At 20.0% G+C, this 3,028-nt stretch carries 4 protein-coding genes; all 4 read right to left on the reverse strand.

Annotated elements, in window-relative coordinates; translation table 11 throughout:
* Positions 1–514: LytR/AlgR family response regulator transcription factor (locus tag H9660_RS15965; RefSeq protein WP_191751359.1), on the reverse strand; the 514-nt coding region annotated here is incomplete at its 3' end.
* 516 nt (positions 515–1,030) lie between these two features.
* A complete protein-coding gene (locus H9660_RS15970; protein ID WP_191751360.1) occupies positions 1,031–1,252 on the reverse strand; it encodes a hypothetical protein in 222 nt (73 codons plus the stop codon).
* 15 nt (positions 1,253–1,267) lie between these two features.
* The gene (locus H9660_RS15975; RefSeq protein WP_191751361.1) at positions 1,268–1,489 is read right to left on the reverse strand and encodes a hypothetical protein; all 222 of its coding nucleotides are present in this window, start codon (positions 1,487–1,489) and stop codon (positions 1,268–1,270) included.
* Between the two features lie 98 nt (positions 1,490–1,587).
* Positions 1,588–3,028 (reverse strand): ATP-binding cassette domain-containing protein (locus H9660_RS15980; protein WP_191751362.1); only part of this gene is annotated, 1,441 nt, incomplete at its 5' end.

The raw sequence follows: 3,028 nt of genomic DNA on the forward strand, positions 1-3,028 counted from the left end.
TTATATAGCAAACCTTATAATCCTTAGATGTAACAATATATGTTTTTCTTTTATCACTTTCAAAATATATTATTTCGTTTAATTTAATTTTATAATTTATTTTATTATATTTATAATAAAAATATTGATTATTATTTAACAACATATCCTTAGCATTAATAAAATATCTCTCAAATAATATATTATCAATTGGTTTATTTAAAAATCTAAAAGCATTTACTTCAAAAGCTTCTTTTGCAAAATTTTCATAATTAGTTATATATATTATTAATACATTCATATCTATTTCTCTTATTTTTCTTGCTACATCAATTCCATTTTCATTATCTAACTCTATATCTAAATATATGATATCATATTTCATTCCATATTTAATTTCTTCTATTAATTCAATTCCAGTAAAAAACCGATCTATATTTGCTAAAAATAAAAGCTTATTTGATATTATTTTCACTTTATTTTCTATATCTTCAACTGAAGTTATTTCATTATCACATATTGCAATTGATATCATTCAAGTTCCTCCAATAACAAGTTGTAATATGTTAAGCTATATGAATAATTTTTCTACCTGAGTTAGAGTTATGATTAAAATAAATTAACGATTACTAATGAAATACATATTATATATAATTAATACTCATTAAATTTATTTTTATATATTCTTATAACAAAATTTCCCTTTTAAGTTTCTAATAATTTTATATATTTAGATTTTTTTCTATTATCTATATTTCATAAATATCTTTGATTAGATACTACAAAATATAATTTGAACTACTATTTATTTTATTCAAATGTATACAAAAGTATATTTTTTTAATGACGCATTTTATAACTATATATATTATTTCATATAATCTTAACATACCCAAATAAAATGTAATATAATACAATTTGTTATATTTTATTACATTTTAAGTATATATTAGTTTTTTATATTTTTCAATATTATTACTCAATATATATACACATATAAAAAACCACATACAAATTGTATGTGGTTTAATAAGTTAAATTCTAATTCTTTTTATCCGCATTGCGCTGGATTATTAGCACAACTGAATAAATAGCTTGCTGCCAAAGTAACATCAACTACTGCTGTTATACTTGTTATTACAGCCGATGAGCAATATAAAACACTCGCCGCAATTGTTGTTGCTATACTCTTAGGATCAACTTGTTCACTAATATCTTTAGCTCCTATTTGAGCTAAACGATTTAATTCTTGCTTATTTAATTCTTCATTCATTTATCTTTCCTCCTGTTAACCACATTGCGCTGAATTACCAGAGCAACTAAATAAAAGACTTGCCTCTACTGATACTGATGTTACTAAAGTTATTGTTCCAACTATAGGCGAAGTACAGTAAAGAATGCTAGCTGCAATTGTTGTTGCTATACTTTTAGGATCAACTTGTTCACTAACATCTTTAGATCCAATTTGAGCTAAACGATTTAACTCTTGTTTGTTTAAAGACTCTCCCATTTTCTTATCCCTCCTTTATAAAACTAAAGTTTATTATATGAACATTGATTTTTTATAAAAAACTATAGGAAATCAATGAACAAATCATATAAAAATAATTAAAAATTTAAAGTTTTTTGATCAATAGAAAGAACTATTTCTTTATCAAATATATATTTCATTTTATCATCATGACTTATAATAATTATTATTTTATCTTTTTTAAATTTCTCTAAAAAATTTATTACTAATTCACTTAATTCATTGTGAATATTAGATGTTGGTTCATCTAATATATATAAATCTGCTTTTTTAAATAAAGTAATAAGTAATGAAACCATTTGCTTTTCTCCTGATGATAATTTATCAATTTTCTTATCTAAAATTTTATATATATCAAATAATTCAGATACAAAAATACTTTTAAATTCACTATAATTTAGATTTTTATCGAAAATTTCTTTATTTATATATTTAAATATATAATCTTTTACAAAGATTGAAGGTATAATCTCTCCTTGCATCATAATTGCTATATTATCTTTTCTTAATTTATACATATTAATATTTGTACTATTAATTCCATTAAAAAGAACTTTTCCCTTCAATCCAAGATTATTTACTCCAATAATAGTATTTACTAAAGTTGTTTTACCTGCTCCATTTTTTCCTAATATCGCATATATTCCAGGTTTATCTATATTTAAACTGACATTTTTAAAAAATGTACTTTTATTTTTATATAAATAATTTATATCTATTAATTTTAATTTTTTTATAAAGTTAATATTTTCATTTCCATTTGTTTCTAAATCTAATACTAATATTTCATTTAATCTATTAACAGAAACTTTAACATTTTGATATGTTTGTCCTAAACTAAAATAATATTTTGTTATATTTAGAATCATATTAAAATATGTATTCATAATTGTAAATTCCCCTATTGTCATATTTTTTGATATAACTTGAGAACCTCCAATAAAAAAAACTGCTGATTGAAAAAATAAACTTATTATACTGTCAGATGCATTAAAAACAAATAGAAATTTAGAGTAATTAAAAAAATATTTAAAATAATCTTTAAAGCTCTTCTCTAATTCTTTATCTATACTATCAAATTCAACCTTTACTTTTATTTCTTTATTTCTTAAATATATATCATTTAATTTACCAAAATATTTATTTGATTCTTCAACTGCCTTTAAATTTTTATTATATAATTTTCTATGCATGATAAAGTAAACAATACAATATATAGGTATAAATATTAAAACTATTATAAAAAGAGAAATATTAACATTATATAATAAAAACAACATAAAAATAATTGAAAATGAATTAACTATTATTGTAAATATATTATCAATCCAAAATCCTACAATTGTTTCACAATCTCCTTTTACTCTTTGATTTAAATAAGTTGGATTATACATTTCAAATATTTCTATTGGTAATTTTTCAATATGTTTTAATATTTTTAAATTTAAATTAAAAGAAATAATATTTTTTGTTTTAATGACTAGTATTTTATAGATATATGAGATAAATATATTAAAT

It is taken from the genome of Clostridium gallinarum, from assembly GCF_014836325.1.
Classification (GTDB): Bacteria; Bacillota; Clostridia; order Clostridiales; family Clostridiaceae; genus Clostridium; species Clostridium gallinarum.

Excerpts from the sequence above, each read along its gene's own strand:
- H9660_RS15970 (WP_191751360.1), bottom strand. The coding sequence starts at position 1,252 with ATGAATGAAGAATTAAATAAGCAAGAATTAAATCGTTTAGCTCAAATA.
- H9660_RS15975 (WP_191751361.1), bottom strand. The coding sequence starts at position 1,489 with ATGGGAGAGTCTTTAAACAAACAAGAGTTAAATCGTTTAGCTCAAATT.